Origin of the sequence: Turicibacter sp. (assembly GCF_017941855.1) — a bacterium.
Taxonomy (GTDB): domain Bacteria; phylum Bacillota_I; class Bacilli_A; order MOL361; family Turicibacteraceae; genus Turicibacter; species Turicibacter sanguinis.
The window spans coordinates 1-16,095 of sequence record NZ_JAGAVR010000104.1 but is presented as its reverse complement, the minus strand read 5'-3'; the positions used below and the strand labels follow the sequence as shown (position 1 = coordinate 16,095).

The 16,095-nt window shown below is 32.5% G+C and carries 15 protein-coding genes; 3 read left to right on the top strand and 12 right to left on the bottom strand.

Annotated features, from left to right (window positions below; translation table 11 throughout):
- Window positions 1-27: 27 nt before the first annotated feature.
- The 10 genes from gyrB to mnmG all read right to left on the bottom strand — a co-directional run bounded on the left by gyrB (window position 28) and on the right by mnmG (window position 10,162).
- The gene (gene gyrB, locus J6D32_RS10960; protein WP_006785407.1) at window positions 28-1,947 is read right to left on the bottom strand and encodes a DNA topoisomerase (ATP-hydrolyzing) subunit B; all 1,920 of its coding nucleotides are present in this window, start codon (window positions 1,945-1,947) and stop codon (window positions 28-30) included.
- Window positions 1,916-3,049, bottom strand: a complete 1,134-nt coding sequence (recF, locus tag J6D32_RS10955) for a DNA replication/repair protein RecF (RefSeq protein ID WP_006785408.1) — start codon at window positions 3,047-3,049, stop codon at window positions 1,916-1,918. The genes gyrB and recF overlap by 32 nt, the downstream gene beginning before the upstream one ends.
- 14 nt (window positions 3,050-3,063) lie before the next feature.
- Entirely contained in the window at window positions 3,064-3,282 is a 219-nt protein-coding gene (gene yaaA, locus J6D32_RS10950) for a S4 domain-containing protein YaaA (protein ID WP_006785409.1), read from the bottom strand.
- A 142-nt stretch (window positions 3,283-3,424) separates the two neighbouring features.
- The gene (locus tag J6D32_RS10945) at window positions 3,425-3,634 is read right to left on the bottom strand and encodes a DUF951 domain-containing protein (RefSeq protein ID WP_006785410.1); all 210 of its coding nucleotides are present in this window, start codon (window positions 3,632-3,634) and stop codon (window positions 3,425-3,427) included.
- On the bottom strand, window positions 3,627-4,541 hold the full coding sequence (locus J6D32_RS10940; RefSeq protein ID WP_129821473.1) for a mechanosensitive ion channel family protein: 915 nt from the start codon (window positions 4,539-4,541) through the stop codon (window positions 3,627-3,629). Before J6D32_RS10940 ends, J6D32_RS10945 begins: the two co-directional genes overlap by 8 nt.
- 18 nt (window positions 4,542-4,559) lie before the next feature.
- Window positions 4,560-5,438, bottom strand: a complete 879-nt coding sequence (locus J6D32_RS10935) for a ParB/RepB/Spo0J family partition protein (protein ID WP_006785412.1) — start codon at window positions 5,436-5,438, stop codon at window positions 4,560-4,562.
- Window positions 5,428-6,195: a ParA family protein gene (locus J6D32_RS10930; protein WP_006785413.1), complete on the bottom strand. Its 768-nt coding sequence runs from the start codon at window positions 6,193-6,195 to the stop codon at window positions 5,428-5,430. Before J6D32_RS10930 ends, J6D32_RS10935 begins: the two co-directional genes overlap by 11 nt.
- A 381-nt stretch (window positions 6,196-6,576) precedes the next feature.
- Window positions 6,577-7,398 carry a nucleoid occlusion protein gene (noc, locus tag J6D32_RS10925; RefSeq protein ID WP_009607226.1) on the bottom strand — a complete coding sequence of 274 codons (822 nt, stop codon included), beginning with the start codon at window positions 7,396-7,398 and terminating at the stop codon, window positions 6,577-6,579.
- Window positions 7,399-7,511: 113 nt separating this feature from the next.
- Entirely contained in the window at window positions 7,512-8,225 is a 714-nt protein-coding gene (gene rsmG, locus J6D32_RS10920; RefSeq protein WP_129821474.1) for a 16S rRNA (guanine(527)-N(7))-methyltransferase RsmG, read from the bottom strand.
- 59 nt (window positions 8,226-8,284) lie between these two features.
- On the bottom strand, window positions 8,285-10,162 hold the full coding sequence (gene mnmG / locus J6D32_RS10915) for a tRNA uridine-5-carboxymethylaminomethyl(34) synthesis enzyme MnmG (RefSeq protein ID WP_129821475.1): 1,878 nt from the start codon (window positions 10,160-10,162) through the stop codon (window positions 8,285-8,287).
- A gap of 319 nt (window positions 10,163-10,481) precedes the next feature.
- On the opposite strand from mnmG, the gene J6D32_RS10910 reads away from it, so the two are divergent.
- Together J6D32_RS10910 and J6D32_RS10905 are read left to right on the top strand one after the other, a co-directional pair.
- Complete coding sequence (locus J6D32_RS10910) at window positions 10,482-11,381, top strand: ABC transporter ATP-binding protein (RefSeq protein WP_006784014.1); 900 nt, start codon at window positions 10,482-10,484, stop codon at window positions 11,379-11,381.
- Window positions 11,371-12,627, top strand: a complete 1,257-nt coding sequence (locus J6D32_RS10905) for an ABC transporter permease (RefSeq protein WP_006784013.1) — start codon at window positions 11,371-11,373, stop codon at window positions 12,625-12,627. Before J6D32_RS10910 ends, J6D32_RS10905 begins: the two co-directional genes overlap by 11 nt.
- Before the next feature lie 284 nt (window positions 12,628-12,911).
- Here J6D32_RS10905 and dnaN read toward each other — a convergent pair whose 3' ends face one another.
- A complete protein-coding gene (dnaN, locus tag J6D32_RS10900) occupies window positions 12,912-14,057 on the bottom strand; it encodes a DNA polymerase III subunit beta (protein WP_237701261.1) in 1,146 nt (381 codons plus the stop codon).
- Between the two features lie 168 nt (window positions 14,058-14,225).
- Entirely contained in the window at window positions 14,226-15,572 is a 1,347-nt protein-coding gene (dnaA, locus tag J6D32_RS10895; RefSeq protein ID WP_287467675.1) for a chromosomal replication initiator protein DnaA, read from the bottom strand.
- Window positions 15,573-15,990: 418 nt separating this feature from the next.
- Here dnaA and rpmH point away from each other — a divergent pair.
- On the top strand, window positions 15,991-16,095 hold a 105-nt coding region (gene rpmH, locus J6D32_RS10890; protein WP_287467683.1), incomplete at its 3' end, for a 50S ribosomal protein L34.

The window sequence follows — 16,095 nt, the reverse complement described above, 5'->3', positions numbered from 1 at the left end:
GTTCCTCCTTATAGATGTTGCTTCAAATTAGAAATCAAGATTTGTTACGTACTTAGCATTAGCATCTATAAATTCTCGACGTGGCTCTACACGATCACCCATTAACATATCAAAAATTTCATCGGCTTCAACAGCATCATCAAGAGTAACTTGTAATAACGTACGTACTTCAGGATCCATTGTTGTTTCCCATAATTGTTCAGCATTCATTTCTCCAAGCCCTTTGTAACGTTGAACATTAGGACGAGGTGTTGCTGATAATGTTTCCATAACAGCTTCTAATTCTTCTTGTGAATAAGCATACTCAATTCGTTTTCCTTGAGAGATTTTGAATAGAGGAGGTTGTGCAATATAAACATATCCATTCTCGATTAATGGTCTCATATAACGATAGAAGAACGTTAATAATAACGTACGAATATGAGCTCCATCGACATCGGCATCGGTCATGATAACAACTTTATGATAACGAGCTTTCTCGATATCAAATTCATCTCCAACACCCGTTCCAATCGCATGAATCATACTTTTAATCTCATTATTTGCATAAACTTTATCAATACGTGCTTTTTCAACGTTTAAAACTTTCCCGCGTAGAGGTAAAATTGCCTGGAATTTATTATCTCGACCTTGTTTAGCAGATCCTCCGGCAGAGTCCCCTTCGACAATGAATAACTCAGAAATATTAGCATCACGTGATTGGCAATCGGCTAACTTACTCTTGAACCCTAAAGACTCAAGTGGTGATTTACGACGAACCATCTCACGAGCACGTTTTGCTGCCATACGAGCACGTGCTGCCATTAAAGACTTATCTAAAATTAATTTTGCAGCCTGTGGATTTTCCATTAAGAAACGTTCAAATCCTTCAGAGAACACATTATCAGCAATACGACGAACTTCACTATTACCAAGCTTCGTTTTCGTTTGCCCTTCGAACTGTGGATCTGGATGTTTTGCTGAAATAATCGCAGTTAATCCTTCTCGGATATCCTCACCGATTAAAGCATCATCACCTTTTAATAAGTTTGCCTTTTTAGCATAACTATTAATAATACGCGTTAATGCAGCACGGAACCCAGCTTCATGTGTTCCACCTTCATGAGTATTAATATTATTAGCAAATGAATAAATATTTCCTGCAACACCAGTGTTATACTGCATAGCAATTTCAACACTAATTCCGTCACGTTCTCCTTCAACATAAATAACATCTTCATGAATAACTTCTTTATTTTTATTTAAGAAGCTTACATACTCACTAATTCCACCTTCAAAATGGAACTCATGTCGTTGTGGTTTTTCAGAACGTAAATCTTCTAATGTAATTTTTAACCCTTTATTTAAAAATGCTAATTCACGAATACGATTTCTTAAAATATCATAATCATAAACCGTTGTTTCAGTAAAAATTTCTGGATCTGGTTTAAATTTAACTTCAGTTCCAGTTGTATCCGATTCTCCAATCACATGTAATTCATTCATTGGAGTTCCTTTTTCAAATGATTGGAAATACTTTTTCCCATTGCGGCTAACTGTAACTTCTAAATATTCTGATAAGGCATTAACAACAGAAGCACCTACACCATGTAGCCCCCCTGATACCTTATAACCGCCACCACCAAATTTACCACCGGCGTGTAACACAGTATAAACTGTTTCAACTGTTGATTTACCTGTTTGCTTATGAACATCGACTGGAATCCCACGACCATTATCTTTTACGATAATTTCGTTATTTTCTGTGATAGCTACATTGATTTCTGTACAATATCCTGCTAAGGCCTCATCGATAGAGTTATCCACAATCTCCCACACTAAATGATGTAATCCGCGTCCACTTGTTGAACCGATATACATCCCAGGGCGTTTTCGAACGGCTTCAAGCCCTTCTAAGACTTGAATATTACTAGCATCATACTGCTGTGTTGTCGTTTCTTGAGTCATACTTATCACCTATCCTAATCTCAGCATTATTAATCGTAAATATATCTGCTAATTCTATTACTTCATCGTCGATACCATCAATATTCGTCGTTGTAATAAAAGTTTGAACCTTGTTTTTAATTGTATTAAGCAATTGAGTTTGACGAGTATCATCTAACTCACTTAAAACATCATCTAACAATAAAATGGGATACTCATGTAAAACTGAATAAATCAACTCAATCTCGGCAAGTTTCATCGACAATGATGCAGTACGTTGCTGCCCCTGTGATCCAAATTGATGGGTATTAATCCCGTTAATTGAAACACTAAAATCATCGCGGTGAGGTCCTAAATTAGTTGATCCTAGCTGAATATCCTGATCATATAACTCTCTATACTTTTGTAAAATAGATTCTTCATCCAATTCTATATTTTTAAACGAATTGATGTAGTCTAATTGAATCTCTTCTTTTTGTTTTGAAATTTCTCCATGAACATCTTTGCAAAATGATTCCAATTGCTTTAAAAACTCAATGCGTTTATTCAAAACATAAACAGCATGTGGAACCAACTGCTCAGTTATAACATCCAGTAACAACTCATTCTGGCGATTTATACGAAGCTGTTTTAACAACTCATTACGTTGTTTTAAAAGCTTTGAATATTGTCCTAAATGAAAAAGATATGATGGCGATAACTGTCCAATCTCCATATCCATGAATCGTCTTCGATATTGAGGGCCACCTTTTACTAAAGATAAATCTTCGGGAGCAAACATAACAACAATTAACTTACCTACATAGTCGCTCAATTTCTTTTGAACAATACCATTGTAGCTAGCTTTTTTGCCCTTTTTAGAAAGGACTAGGGATAAAGAAAAGTCATCTTGTTCGCGTTTAATATCGGCCTCAATACGGGCAAAATCGGTACCAAATAAAATAAGCTGAGAATCTTTACTCGTTCGATGGGATTTCGTCGTGGAGAGAACATACATCGACTCAATCAAACTCGTTTTCCCCTGTGCATTATTTCCAATAATAATATTGATGTTCTTCTTAAACTCTACACAAGCATTCTCATAATTTCTAAATTGTTTCACAACTAGTTTTTTAATAAACAAAAGAATCTTCCTATCTACTCAGCGACAATGACAAATTCGCCAACTTCATCAATTACAATCACGTCACCTGGATAAAGTTTTCGTCCACGACGATTATCACGTTCATTGTTAATATAGACTGGAATTTCTTCTAAGAAGAACTTTACATTTCCTCCACTTTCAATGATGTTTTCAAACTTCAAAAACTGTCCTAGAGTAATGTACTCGCTCGTAATAAATACTTCAGTTTGCATGTTTAATCACCTTTTTCTTTCTATATATATTATAGCATATTTTACATTTTTTTAACACGTCATTCCAAAATAAAAAGCGTTGAAATCAGTGATTTCAACGCTTTTTTTTAGTTACTGCAAACCTAACTTTTACAGTACAATTTTATTCATTTACAGCTTCACTTGCAGAGACTAAAACTTTCTTAATTTTCTTCTTAAATTCAGGTCTTGGCATCATCAAAGTGCGTTCACAATGGCAACATTTAATCTTAATATCTGCCCCTAAACGAATCACTTGCCAACGATTTGTCCCACAAGGATGTTGTTTCTTCATTTCAACAATATCATTAAGTCCAAATACAATATTATTCATTGACTGCATTGCCTCCATTATGTTGGTATACAACCATGCGTGGGAATGGAATTTCAATCCCTTTTTCATCAAAAGTTAGTTTGATTATCTTACGTAATTCACGTTGAATATGCCACTGTGTCGTCGGCTGTACTTCAGCGATCATACGAATAACCACTTCAGATGCCCCAAGTTCTTGTACCCCAAGTACTACTGGTCTTTTAATAATCTCATCATATAAATCAAATGTACGCGTCGCAACTTCTTCAAGTGTAGATAAAGCTTTATTTAAATCCGCTTCATAAGCTACACTAATATCAACAACTGCTTGCCCATTTGAAATGGAATGATTAATAACTTTATTAATATTACCATTTGGAATAATAACTGTTTCTCCTGTTAAAACGCGTATCTTAACAGAACGTAATCCAATCTCAACAACTGTACCTGTTGCTCCATCAACTTCAATAAAATCTCCCACTGAGAATAAATCTTCAAACACAATGAAAAATCCCATTGCAATATCGTCAAGCATACTTTTAGCAGCAAATGCAAAGACAACTGCAAAACTTCCTGTCCCTACTAATAATGTTTGAATCGGAACAAATACACCTAAAACGGCAATTAATCCTATAATATTAATCATATAACGCCAAATATTTAAAACAAGACTCTCAAGTGTCCCTTTACGACGATTCGTTCCACCTGTCATCTTTTGTAATTTATCGATATTAACAGCGAATGCACGCTTAATAATATTCTTACCAATGCGACGAACAATTGATAAAACAATGATAATCGCAATCACAGTAAAAATATCAAAAGCAAATTGAACTAAAAATTCTTCAATTTTGTCCATTGAAAAGAATTTAGCAATACCATCTGCTGTTGACATTGCTTGCTCTGAATTAGTTAAAAATAAATTCAATTCTATCGTTCCTTACTATTATAATTCTATACCCATTATCTCGAGTAAATGATTTAAGTTATCAAGATCATTATAGTTAATAATAATCTGACCCTTACCTTGTTTTTCTTTAATTTTAACTTTCGTTCCGAAATAAGACTCTAGATTCGTTTTAACATAATCTAGATGTGGATTTAATACTTTCGTTACTTTCTTTTCTATTTCCGGTTGATTAATTGACGCGTCTTTAATTAAATCTTCTAATTCACGAACTGAAATTTGTTTTTCTTTAATAACATTCGCAAATTTAATGATTAAATCTTCATCTTTTAATCCAGCTAAAACTTTTCCATGTCCTACTGAAATTATATTATTTTCAATATCATCTTGAACAACACGTGGTAATTGTAATAAGCGCATCGTATTTGCAATATAAGCACGACTTTTTCCAATACGTTCAGCTAATCTTTCTTGTGTTAAATCTAACTTTTGCATCAACATTTTATAAGCTTCCGCTTCTTCAATTGCCGTTAAATCTTCACGTTGTAAGTTTTCAATTAAAGCATATTCCATCATTAAATGATCGTTAAATTCACGAACAATAGCTGGAATCGTTTGAAGATTTGCTTTTTGTGCAGCCCTAAAACGACGTTCCCCTGCAATAATGATGTAACCTTTAATGTCTTTTTTAACAATAATCGGCTGAAATACTCCATGCTCTTTAATCGAAAGAGCTAATTCATTAATCTTAGTCTCATCAAAATATTTACGTGGTTGATAAGGATTTGGACGAAGTGTTTTCACATCTAACTGCTGAACAACTTCTCCTTCTTTTACTTGCTCAAAAGATTCAATACTTTCAATATCATGTTCTTGAAATAAGGCACCTAAACCTCTTCCTAATCTATTAGTCGACATTGTTCTTAACCACCTCTTTAGCTAAATCAACATAAAATTGAGCAGCAGACGATTTTTCATCATAGGCAATAATTGATTTTCCAAACGATGGTGCTTCACTTAAACGAACCAAACGTGGAATAATCGTATTAAAAACTTTTTCTTTAAAATATAGTTTTACTTCGTTAATAACATCAAGTCCTAAACGAGTACGACGGTCAAGCATCGTTAATAAAACACCTTCGATTGATAAATTTCGATTTAAACGTCTTTGAACAATACGAATTGTATTTAATAACTGCGTTAATCCCTCTAATGCATAATATTCACATTGAACTGGAATTAATGTCGAATCTGCGGCAGATAACGCATTAATAGTTAGTAATCCAAGTGAAGGTGGACAATCAATGATAATGTAATCAAAATAATCTTTTACCTGCTCTAACTTCGGCAATAATTTAAACTCACGTTCTTTTTCCATTACAATCATCGCTTCAAATCCCGCTAATTCCTGTGAAGATGGAATTAAAAATAAATTTTCTTCATTTGTTTTTAAAATTACCTGATTTGTTGGTATCTCATCAACTAATAAATCAAACACAGTTAACTCAGCATCACCTTTATAAACCCCAATTCCTGTAGAAGCGTTAGCTTGGGGATCCATATCGACAAGTAAAACTTTATGTCCCAAGTGAGCCAACGATGCTGATAAGTTAATACTAGATGTCGTCTTACCAACTCCACCTTTTTGGTTCGTTATAGCGATAATTTTCCCCATATTAACCCTCCTAAAGTCATACTTGTTAATATTTTACCATGAAATGATATTATATTAAAAATAAATTTTAGCAGATAATTGTGTATTTTGTGATTTTTATAATACATAAAATCTTATCTTGTAGATATATAGGATTATTATAAACAATACCTAATTTTTTATCAAAAAATGGCGTCTAATTTGTCCACCTGTGAATAACTCTACATTCAAAATAAATCTACAAATAACTTGCCCAAAATCATTAACTTTACAATAAAAGATATTTAGTATTAACTTTTCAAAATTTATAGCCCATTTTTACTATTAAACTCAAACTTACAACTTTTTCCCCTAATTATTAATAGAAAAAAAACAGGATGAATAATCCTGTTTTTTTTTCTATTAATGTTTATTTTTAGGAAGGGAAATTTTAATCACATAAGAATCCTCTAATTCTTCTGTTTCATGAGCAACTTTCATTCCTGTTTTTTCAACCATCATAATTGCTTGTTTAAACGTATTCATTGCAATACGATAATCTCTTGGAACACGAGAAATTGTTTTTGGCTTCGTCGGCTTTTGAACTGGATTTAATGTCTCATCAATTAAACGTTCTGTTTCTGATACATTTAAATCCTTTTCAATCACTTTATTTAATAACTCTAACTGTAACTCTTCCTCTTTTACCACTAATAATGCACGTGCGTGACGTTCCGTAATTTTACGTTCTAAAACAGCCTGTTGCACCGTTTCAGATAAATTTAATAAACGAATTTTATTAGCAACCGTCGATTGAGATTTTCCCATCTGTTTTGCTAAAGTCGCCTGCGTAATACCATGTAAATCAATTAACTGTTTGTAAGCTAAAGCTTCCTCGATTGCCGTTAAATCTTCACGTTGAATATTTTCAACAATCGCAATTGATGCTGATTTTTTATCATCATAATCACGAATAATAGCAGGAACTTTATCTAATCCAATTAATTTTGATGCACGATAACGTCGTTCTCCGGCGATAATTTCATATCCATCTTTTAATTTTCTTACCACGATTGGTTGAATAACCCCGTGTTCCCTAATTGATTCTGATAATTCCAAAATCTTTTCGTCATTAAAAATATTTCGTGGTTGATATTTATTCGGAACAATTTTTGCAATAGGTAATTGAGTTACTTCATCTTTTACTTGATTGTGCGAGTCATCTTTCGAAAAAAAGCTAAACACCCTATGTCCCCCTTATAGTAAAATAAAAAAAGAATTAATGTTTAAATTATAACGTATTTTTCTTCTTTTTTCTATCATTTATAAAGTCTTGTCCTGACAACTGACAGTTAATGCTATTTTATTGGCTTATTTTTAATCTGCCCGTATGCTCTTGGATACTTGTTTGGTGTCTTTTTGTATTTTTTTGTATAAATATTAGTTCGAGTTCCCGCTTCTTCGGGTAACTCAATATGTTTGACTTCAATGATTTCCACACCAAATGTTTCTAATGCTTTTTTAGATTCTTTTAATTCTTCATCACCTGTTTGACCTTTTAGAGCAATAAAGAATCCATCCTCTTTAACTAAAGGCACACATAACTCAGATAAAACATTTAATCTTGCAACCGCACGTGCTGTTACAATATCAAACGATTCACGATGTTTATCTGCATATTCTTCAGCACGTGAATGATAAGCCTTGATATTTTGAAGCTTTGTTTCCGCAATAACATGATTTAAAAAGTTCACACGTTTTCCTAGGGAATCGACTAAATCCATCTTTAAATGTGGATAAACGATTTTCACCGGTAAAGCTGGGAATCCTGCTCCAGATCCAACATCACATAAAGATTCACACTTGTGGATATCTTTAAACATTAAAAATGCAAGTAACGAATCATAGAAATGTTTTAAATAAACTTCATTAACTTCAGTTATTCCAGTTAAATTCATTTTTTCATTCCATTCAACTAATAACTCAAAATAACGATGTAATTGCCATTTTTGCTCTTCCGTTAACTCAATTCCAAATTCTTTTAATGCCTCATAAAATTGTTGTGGTGTCATTATTTCATCTCCTTACTCGACAAAGAGTTAAGAAAGCGTCCTTCCTTAACTCTTTTTTATTAATTAGTTTTTTTAAATTTCCCTGACTCTAAATAAACCATTAAGATTGAAATATCCGCCGGATTAACTCCCGAAATACGAGTTGCTTGTCCAATTGTTAATGGACGAATATCTTTTAGTTTTTGTTTTGCTTCGATCGCTAAGTTTGGAACATCATCATAATCAATGTAGTCTGGAATTTTCTTTTCTTCAACTTTATGAAGTTTTTCAACTTGTTGTAAAGCCTTATTAATATATCCTTCGTATTTAACTTGAATTTCAACCTGCTCAATGACTTCTTCAGAAATTGATTCATTTTTTTCTTCAATTAAACTGTGGATATGTTGATAAGTAATCTCTGGACGTTTTAAAAGTTCAAGAGCTGTAATCCCATCTTTTAAAGGAGATGAAGGAATACTTTCTAAATATTCATTCGTATTTCCTTTTGGAGTAATTTTAATTTGAGATAAGCGTTCTTTTTCAGCTTCAATTTGAGCTTTTTTATCTAAAAAGGCTGCATATTTTTCTTCATTAATTAAACCAACTTGATGTCCATATTCGCGTAAACGTAAATCTGCATTATCATGGCGTAATAATAAGCGATATTCTGCACGAGATGTTAATAAACGATAAGGTTCTAACGTTCCTTTCGTCACTAAATCATCAATTAATACCCCAATATAAGCTTCACTACGTTTTAAAATTAATGGATCTTTCCCTTGTACTCGAAGTGCCGCATTAATTCCGGCCATAATTCCTTGCCCTGCTGCTTCTTCATATCCACTTGTTCCGTTAATTTGACCTGCACTATATAAATTTTTAACTAATTTAGTTTCAAGTGACGGCCATAATTGAACAGGTTTAATTGCATCATACTCAATGGCATAAGCATAACGCACAATACGACAATTTTCTAACCCTGCAATCGTACGAATCATTTTCTCTTGTACGTCTCTTGGTAAACTACTCGAGAACCCTTGAACATAAATTTCATCGATGTGCTTACTTTCAGGTTCTAAGAAGATTTGGTGACGTGGTTTATCGTTAAAACGAACCACTTTATCTTCAATTGATGGACAGTAACGAGGTCCAACCCCTTCAACAACTCCTGAATACATTGAAGAACGTGTTAAGTTATCCATAATAATTTGGTGTGTATCACCACTTGTATAAGTTAAATAACATGGCACTTGATCCTCAAGTGGTAAATGTTCTTTTGTATCAAAACTAAACGCACGAACAACATCATCGCCAGGTTGAATTTCTGTTTTAGAAAAATCAACACTATCTGTTGCAACACGAGGCGGTGTTCCAGTTTTTAATCGGAATAGCTCAAATCCTAAATCTTTTAGACTTTGAGATAATCCTAACGAAGTTTTAGCACCATCAGGTCCACTTAATGTAATCTCATCACTGATCATGACTTTAGAATGCATGTAAGTACCTGTTGTTAAAATAACCGTTTTACCAAAAATTTGTTCCCCAGATTCTAAAGTAATTCCTTTAACAGTTCCATCTTCAACAATTAAGTTATCCACAATTGCTTCTTTAACATCTAAATTTTCTTGTGAAAGAACTGTTTTTTGCATTTCTTTTGGATAATCAACTTTATCCGCTTGAGCACGAAGTGCTCGAACAGCAGGTCCTTTACCTGTGTTTAACATACGCATTTGAATATGCGTCTTATCTGTATTAGCACCCATTTCTCCACCAAGGGCATCGATTTCACGAACAACAATCCCTTTCGCTGGACCCCCAATAGCTGGATTACATGGCATATGACCAATACGATTAATATCTCCCGTTACCATTAAAGTTTGGCAACCCATACGTGCCGGGGCAAGTGCCGCCTCAATTCCGGCATGACCTCCACCAACAACGATTACATCATATATCATATAAGCTCACTCCTTACAGTAAACATTAAACTTCACACTATTCAAAAAGACTATTCTTATTTTACATCTAAAACTCGACAATAAACAATAAAAATAACATTAGTATCACAAATAGTAAACAAATTTCTTTCGTTTTAGACAAAATTCTTTAACATCCTTCAATATTTTATGAGAAATTAAATTTGTGGATAAAAAGCAATTATGAATTATTATCATCCAAATATTGTTATTTGATACCAAATATATCATAATATTGATATCTATGACTTAATCATAAGGCGCATACTTCATGAATTTACATGAAAAGGAGAGAAAAACGGTGCTAGTTTTAAAAAATGTAAATAAAGAGTTTCATGATATAAAAGCCGTATCAGACTTAAACCTGCATCTAAAAAAAGGTGAAATCTATGGATTACTCGGGGCAAATGGAGCAGGTAAAACCACAACATTTAGAATGATTTTAGGACTTTATGATCAAACCTCTGGTGAAATCACTTGGAATGGCCACAAAATCAATGAATCAACAAACGATATCATTGGGTACTTACCTGAAGAAAGAGCATTGCTACAAAAACTAACCGTTAAAAATCAAGTTTCTTATCTTGCTTTACTAAAAGGTATGAAAGAACAAGAAATTGATAAAGAACTTGATTATTGGCTCGAAAAATTTGGAATCATGGAATATAAAAACAAAAAAATTAAAGAACTTTCAAAAGGAAACCAACAAAAAATTCAATTTATTACCGCCGTTATTCATAAGCCAGAACTTATTATCCTAGATGAACCTTTTACAGGACTTGACCCAATCAATCTTGAAATGATGAAAACAGAAATAATGAACTTCAAAGAACAAGGTAAAGTGATTATATTCTCCTCTCATCGTATGGAACACATTGAAACATTATGTGATCGACTTACTATTTTGAGAAAAGGTCAAACTGTTTTACAAGGTAATCTAAAAGAAATAAAAAAATCATATAATGCTAGAACCATTCTGATTCAAGGAAATTTAACTCTTGATTATTTAAAAGCTATTCCACATGTTAATGAAGTCACACGTGTTCAAGATGATTGGTGTTTAAAAATCGATAATAAAGAGTATGTTTCAACAATTTTTAATGCTTTAAAACCTGAGCATCATATTGAAAAGTTTCTCGTGTGTGAACCTTCACTACATGAAATTTTCATAGAAAAGGTGGGACAAGCATATGAAGAGTAAATTTTGGAACTACGTCTTATATAACTATCTTCGTAAAATTAAAAGTAAAGCCTTTATTGGATTTAACATCTTCTTAATCATCATCGGCTTTTTAGTGAGTCAACTTGGTAATATCATGAGTTTCTTTAATGATACTTTTGATTATTCTCAGACAATTTATGTTGTGGACGAAACGAATCAACTTTATTCACAATTTGAAAAAGATTTTAATAGTATTCTCTCAGATGTCTTACTTGAACAAAGTACAGATTCAACAGATGAACTTAACCAACTCGTCGAAAATAACGACATATCGGCTTACTTCATTATCGATTATGATGAAACGAACCTATTATCTGCCACATATGTTGCCAATGATTTCTCCAACAATTCATTCTATACCATTGGTGAACAAATTTTATCAGGGTATAACTCAAAAATTGCAATGGAAACTGCCGGTTTAACAGAAGCTCAAACCGAACTTATCCAAAGACCATTTTCTATGAATTTAATTGCACTTGATGAGAAAGCTCAATCAGCAGAAGAATCATTAGGGAGCATGGGAATTGCCTATATCTCAATCATCTTAATTTTCTTATTCTCATACATGTACTCAGTGTATGCAGGTCAAGAAATCATGGAAGAAAAAACATCACGTGTTATGGAAATTATCATTACTTCAATTTCTCCAATCAAACAGCTTTACGGAAAAATTGTGTATAACAGCTTCTATGCTTTAACACAACTCGCTATCTTTATGGTGCTATTTACAATCTCCATTCAATCGATGATGAAAAACCTCCCAGAAGATGTTATGAATACCGTCTCAATGGTGATATCACCTGATAAAGCTCGAATTATTATTTACCTAATTATCTTTGCAATTGTCGCTTACCTCGTTTATCTCGTTAGTGTCTTAATCTTAAGCTCAATCATTAGTTCCGTAGAAGAATATCAAATTGCTATTTCACCAATTATGGTCATTGGACTTGTTTCTTTCTACATTGGAATTTTTGGAATGACTTCACCCGAAGCGCCATTTATCAAAGTCATGTCTATGATTCCATTTGTTTCTCCTTACATTATGCCACTTCGAATCGCGACCATGACTGTTTCAACGCCAATGATTTGGTTATCAATTGGACTCAATCTACTAGTTATCATCATTATTCTAACCTTCGGATCACGAGTTTATAAAAATGGTGTTTTAAACTACTCGGGAGATTCAGTCATCAAAAAATTCATGCAATCAGTTAAAAAATCTTAATAAAAAAACGGTGGGAAACTTTATTTCCTACCGTTTTTTTTATTCTCTTATCTAACTCTTTTAATTTATCCACATTATCCACAGGCAAAATAGTATCTTTTTTTCGACTATATTTAATATTTTCTTCTAATTTTGTGATAATACCAATGTAAAATCATACTTTTTTCTATCTAAAAAAATCGGAAAATATCGTTTTCAAATCTGTGAACAACTCTAAAAGTTATCCACAACTTGTGGACAAACAAAAAAAGATTAGTGACAAAATGTCACTAATCTTTTAAATACTATTCCATACGTACTGGGACAATTAATTGAATTGTTGTCTCATCGTATTTATCTCTTAAAACAAATGGACGCATATCTCCATTGAAACTCATGATAACATCTGAATTATTAATTGCTTTTAATGCATCGATAATAAATAGTGCACTACATGCAATACGTAATTCTCCACCGGAAATCATTTCTACTTGAACTTCTTCTTCAACTTTTCCGACTTCAGGAGATTGAGCTGTAATTAATAACTTACTTTCTTCAGGTAAAATATTTAATTTAACGACATTAGATACTTGATCACGAGCAATTAAAGCAGCACGATCAAATGCATTTAATAATTCATGATAATTTGCTTTAATTTCAATTCCGAATGTTGTAGGAACAAATTCTTTTGTTTCTGGATAAATTCCATCTAATAAACGTGATTGGAATGAAATATTTCCAATTTGGAATAAAATTTGATTATTTGCTAAATAGATATCTACCGAGTTATGTGAATCATCTAAAATTTTTGATAACTCGATTAAACTACGTCCTGGAATAACGATATTAAATGAATCATGTAATTTATTTAATGGAACTGTCTTTTTAGATAAACGGAAACTATCTGTGGCAACACACATTAACTCATCTGCATCATAGCGGAAGTTAACCCCTGTTAACACAGGACGATTTTCACTATTTGCTGTTGAAAATACCGTTTGACGAATAATTGTTTTTAGTAATTGTTTTTCCATGTGAATAGGATCATCATTTTTAATTAACTCAATGTTTGGATATTGAGTAACATCAAATCCATTTAATGTGTATTCACTTCGTCCACATTTAATTGTGACATAGTTTCCTTCAAATGTACTAATTTCAATTGTATCTCCATTTAATTTTTTAATAATTTCAATAAAATATTTTCCTGGGATAATAATTGAACCTACAGCATCAATTTGGATTACTTGTGTATCATTTACTTCTAACGGTAAAAATGTATTAATCGTAATATCTGAATCACTTGTTGTTAAATAAAGACCTTCATCTGATACAACAAATTTAATACCCGTCAACACTGGTAAAGGTGTTTTAGTCGGGATTGCTTTGCTAATGTATGAAAGTTGGGTTAATAACAATTGACGATCAACTTTAATTTTCAAATTAATCACTCCTATATAATTATATATTATATCTTTTTATAACCATTTTAGTAATAATGTTTGTGAATATAGGGGATAATGTCTAAAAACATCCTCCTGTAGGTGTTTTTAGTTGTGGATAACTTGTGGACAGTTCATACTTTAATGTCGAATCTTATCCATAAGCCTGTTTATAAATTAAGATAGAGCCTGTTTTAAATCATTAATAGCTTTCTTTAATTCAGTACTCTCTTTTAACTCTTTTTCAATCTTCTCACAACCATGCATGATTGTCGTATGATCGCGTCCACTAAAAGCTTCCCCGATTTTTGGGAATGAACTTCCTGTTAGTTCCCTTGTTAAGAACATGGCCACTTGCCTTGCATAAGCAATATTTTTCTTACGTTTTTTCGATAAAATATCAGCAACTGATACATCGTAGTATGCGCCAACTTCTTTTATAATGTTATTCACATCAATTTTTGAATTTTTTTGTTCTGCTTTAAATAAATCTCTTAACGCTTCGTTCGCTAATTCAATAGTGAAATCTGAATTATTAATTGTAGCATAGAAAATTAAACGTTTCAATGCACCCTCAAGCGTACGAACATTGCTATTAAACTTACTTGCAATAAACTCTAAAACTTCTTCTGGGAACTCATCAAGATTAATGTTTTCCCCAGCTAATTTTTTCTTCATAATTTCAATTCTTGTTTGCGTATCAGGGATTTGAATATCTGCTTGTAATCCCCATTCAAATCGAGAAGTTAAACGATCCATAATATCCTTTAAATCAGATGCTGGACGATCCGATGTGATAACAATTTGCTTATTATTATTGTATAGCTCATTAAACGTGTTGAAGAACTCAGTTTGAGTTTGTTCTTTTTTAGATAAGAATTGAATATCGTCAATTAATAAAACATCAATATTTCGATATTTTTCTTTAAATGCTTCAAAATTATTATCTAATGTTGCGTGACGATAATCATCAATAAATTTTTCTGAGGTACAGTATAAAATTCTTGATGATGGATTATCATCTAAAATAAAATTCCCGATGGCTTGCATTAAATGTGTCTTTCCAAGTCCTACCCCACCAAAAATATACAGTGGATTGGCAACCTCTCCAGGACGTTCCGCTACCTGAAGAGCAATCATATACGCTAAACGATTGCTTTTCCCCGCAACAAAGCGATCAAATGTATAAGTTGTATTTAAATTCCCTCTATAATATTTTGGAAGATTTGGATCCGGTTTTGTTAAATCAAATGCTTGCTGATCATTTTTTACATAGTCATTTGTAATAAATTTAACATCATAATTAAATCCGGATACTTCGGCAATCATTTCCACAAGTTCTTTTAAATAAAATTTATCTAGCATAAATTGTTCATGGTTATTTTGAACAATCACATACATTTTATTATTCTTTACTTTATATACTTTTTTGGGAGTGCTAAAAAACATATCAAATGATTGTTGAGAAATATTAGATTTCAGTCGGTTGATAGCATCATCCCATATTCGTTGATATTTTTCCACCACATACACCTCATCCGAAAGTCTCTTCTATCAACATTATAGCATAACCAAAACTTAAAAAAGTCCACAATGTGTAAAAAATCAACAAAAAGTTATAAACAACCTTGTGGATATGTGTTTTTCTTCAACAATCTGCAACACTTTTCGACAATGTGCAGTGGATAACCACAAGCTAAAAAGCCTGTAACACCAATGTTTTCGTCATTTATCCCCAATATCCACAGAGTAAGGTATAAACAACGTGTCGAATTGTGAATAATATTGTGGAATACTTTTTAATTCTATCGTCTAAGTAAAATCTATTCACATGTCCACAGTAGACGACACGATATCCAAAAAGTAATCATTGACTTTACAGTTTAGATTGACTATAATATTGAATTATGCTATGGTATAAAACTCTTAGGAGGTGTTATAGATGAAACGTACTTGGCAACCAAACAAACGTAAACGTGCAAAAACTCATGGTTTCCGCGCTCGTATGGCAACACCAGGAGGACGCAATGTTTTAGCTCGTCGTCGT

Bases quoted from the DNA above. Each gene is read 5' to 3' on its own strand.
- yaaA (WP_006785409.1), bottom strand. From the start codon at position 3,282: ATGCAAACTGAAGTATTTATTACGAGCGAGTACATTACTCTAGGACAG.
- J6D32_RS10930 (WP_006785413.1), bottom strand. From the start codon at position 6,195: ATGGGGAAAATTATCGCTATAACGAACCAAAAAGGTGGAGTTGGTAAG.
- gyrB (WP_006785407.1), bottom strand. From the start codon at position 1,947: ATGACTCAAGAAACGACAACACAGCAGTATGATGCTAGTAATATTCAA.
- J6D32_RS10945 (WP_006785410.1), bottom strand. From the start codon at position 3,634: ATGAATAATATTGTATTTGGACTTAATGATATTGTTGAAATGAAGAAA.
- rsmG (WP_129821474.1), bottom strand. From the start codon at position 8,225: ATGACACCACAACAATTTTATGAGGCATTAAAAGAATTTGGAATTGAG.
- mnmG (WP_129821475.1), bottom strand. From the start codon at position 10,162: ATGATATATGATGTAATCGTTGTTGGTGGAGGTCATGCCGGAATTGAG.
- J6D32_RS10935 (WP_006785412.1), bottom strand. From the start codon at position 5,438: ATGTCGACTAATAGATTAGGAAGAGGTTTAGGTGCCTTATTTCAAGAA.
- J6D32_RS10905 (WP_006784013.1), top strand. From the start codon at position 11,371: ATGAAGAGTAAATTTTGGAACTACGTCTTATATAACTATCTTCGTAAA.